Annotated in this window: 2 protein-coding genes; both read right to left on the bottom strand. The window is 60.6% G+C overall.

Features of this window, described 5'->3' with window-relative positions:
* Positions 1–135 precede the first annotated feature (135 nt).
* The gene (locus tag H5U08_RS15035; RefSeq protein WP_297034817.1) at positions 136–1,263 is read right to left on the bottom strand and encodes a mannose-1-phosphate guanylyltransferase; all 1,128 of its coding nucleotides are present in this window, start codon (positions 1,261–1,263) and stop codon (positions 136–138) included.
* A gap of 108 nt (positions 1,264–1,371) precedes the next feature.
* Positions 1,372–2,142: a DUF4261 domain-containing protein gene (locus H5U08_RS15030; protein ID WP_297034816.1), complete on the bottom strand. Its 771-nt coding sequence runs from the start codon at positions 2,140–2,142 to the stop codon at positions 1,372–1,374.
* Between the last annotated feature and the right edge of the window lie 624 nt (positions 2,143–2,766).

Genomic DNA, 2,766 nt, shown 5'->3' with positions numbered 1-2,766 from the left:
GGACATCGAGCGGGCCGCGGAACACGTCCAGATTGACACGGAATTCTGTCGTTCCACCCGCCATTCAATTCACCTTTCGGCATCAACCAAGCCCATGCAAGATGAGCCGCTTGAAATCCCTTCGCTCGCGGCGCACTACAGGTACTCCCGCCACCCCCGCCGTTCCAGCTCCTTCAGAAGGTGGCGAACCTCTTCCTCGCGATTTTTGTCGGCCACCAGCGTGACATCCGGAGTGACCACAATAACCAGGTCTTTGACGCCCAGCGTGGCGATGAGATGCTCATCCCGGCGACTGTGAACGATCGTGCCCTCCGCATCCAGGAAGATGACGCGTGGGGCATCGGCGACGTTGCCTCGCTCATCGGCGGTCAGCAGCCGCTCCAGCGCCCGCCAGCCACCAACGTCATCCCAGCGGAATGTCGCCTCGACAACCACGACGTTTTCCGCCTTTTCCATGACGGCATAGTCGATGGAGATGTTTTTGATCTGCTCGAACTCGGCGTCCAGGATCTCCCCGAATCGCGGCGAGTCAGCGGCTGCGGCAATGCGGGCCAGGGGCTGAAAAACTTCCGGACAGTAACTCTCCAGCGCGCGCCAGAGAGTGGCCGCCTTCCAAACGAAAATACCCGCATTCCAGTAGAAAGTACCGGCCTCCAGATATTTCCGAGCGGTTTCCCGGGAGGGCTTTTCCCAGAACTGTCGCGCCTGGAAGATCCGGTGCGGTGGGGATGTCTCTGCCCGATTGGGCTCCTCAAGTGTGCCGCTCTCGGGAAGAGCCAGAGGCTCACCGCGCTCGATGTACCCGAAAGATGGTGAGGGATAAGTAGGCGGGATGCCGAACGTCACCAACCGCCGCGGATCTTCCATGACCAGCCGCACGCCCGTTTCCAGGTCTTGCAAAAACGCCCGATCCGGCGACACCACATGGTCGGCGGGCAACACCGCCATGATGGCTTCCGGGTCTTCACGCAGAAGCCGAGCGGCGGCCAGGCCCAAACACGGTGCCGTGTTGCGGGGGGCCGGTTCCACCAGAATCGCCGTCCGGGGAAGAAAAGACAATTCCTCGGCAATGGCCGGTGCCAGATCTTTGCTCGTCGCTACGAGGATACGATCGAGCGGAACCAGCGGCAGAACGCGGTCCACCGTCGCCCGCAGTAAACTTTTCTCTCCCCCGATGGGCAGCAGCTGCTTGGGACGGGCAGCGCGACTCTCCGGCCAGAGGCGTGTTCCTGATCCCCCGGCCAAGATCACCGCATACAGCATGTGTGCTGTCTCCCGAAACTCACCGAATCCGTTCGCTGACTTTTATCCGATGCTGACGATGCACCCCGGGATCATCATCCCAGGAAAATACTCATTGAGGGAGGCGTGTCACATCTCCACCTGGAGAGCCCGAATCCGCGGTTCAAGGCGGGACGGACCAATCCGCACCTTGTACTGCTCGTCCTCACTCATCCCGACCGTCTCTCCGTCATGGATGACCGGGCCATTTTCGAGCAGATAGTACGCGATGTTGTACACCCGCTCGTAGACAAACTGCGCTTGCCGCCGGGTGTTATAGACTTCGATTTCGGGAAGTGAAAAGGCGGCCATGCCCCGGGTGAACAAAGTCAGCGTTTGATCCTCGTCCACCTCTCCGTGAAAGCCCACCCATAGCTCCAGCGGAAACTGGCCCGGTCCCATCTGCCGGGCGGAATTGATGAAGTCCTCCGGCTTGTGGATCAAAAGGGCGCGAGGCCAAAACACCGCCACAGAGTCTGTAATCTGGGCCAAAGCCGCTGTGATTTGTGTCAGGAGGATGTACCGCTCAAGCGGATCTTGCGGCGGCTCCGGCAAAATCACGAGCAAATGGGCCGTGTGCTCCTTGACCGCCTTCTGGGCATCCGGCCAGTACCATGCCGACAGGCAGGGGAGCTCGAGCTCTTCCTCCGGGATGGGGTCCGCCTCCGAAAGGATAAACGCCACCGTATCACCCGCCCGAATGGCCTGAAATGGCGGCAAATCCGCATCCGGGGGCGGTGACACGAGTGCTTCCTCGATGGGCGGGAAATCCTGCCAGTTTGCCTGGAGAGCTTCGTCGAGCTTTTCCAAAGACGGTTTGGTGGGATGTCTCAACAGCACTGCCGCCAGCGGGGGTTCCATAAATCACCTCTCAGTCTCTCCACACAGTTTCACACGCCCAAAAAAGAGGGCGCCACTCTGACCACCGGGTGCCCCCGCAAAGGCCCTCATCGGTGACCACTGCCATGTCGTTTGTTCCTTTGCCGATGGACATCCGTAGTGACTTGCGCATTCTAGCGCAGCCAGGCAAAAAGAGCAAGGTGGAATGAGGCTGAAGCAAGGCGGGGCCCATCTTCGATGAAACACTCCAATCGGGCCATTCACGAATAGCCCCCTGGCACCTCGGAGGGACCTGCTTGTCGGGTCCGTTTTTCCCGGAGGAACCTCTCGTCAGGTCCGCTTTTCGGAGGGACGTGCTTGTCACGTCCGCCGATTAATATTGGATCATCCATTGCCTTTCCCCGGGCACGACAAGCGTGCCCCTCCGAAGCGCCTCCCGGAGGGACCTGCTTGTCAGGTCCGCTTTTCCCGGAGGGACGTGCCTGTCACGTCCGCCTCCCGGAGGCACCCGCTCGTCGGGTCCGCTTTTCGGAGGGACGTGCCTGTCACGTCCGTCATTCACCGTTGGATCATCCCTTGCCTTTGGCGGGGACTGAAGTCCCGCGCCGATAGCGGGGCTAAAGCCCCGCACTCCATATGGAGTGC

The sequence above is a fragment of the Thermogutta sp. genome, assembly GCF_014359955.1.
Lineage (GTDB): Bacteria > Planctomycetota > Planctomycetia > Pirellulales > Thermoguttaceae > Thermogutta.
Note: the sequence above shows the minus strand (reverse complement) of the source record. Positions and strands in the feature narration are given on the sequence as shown.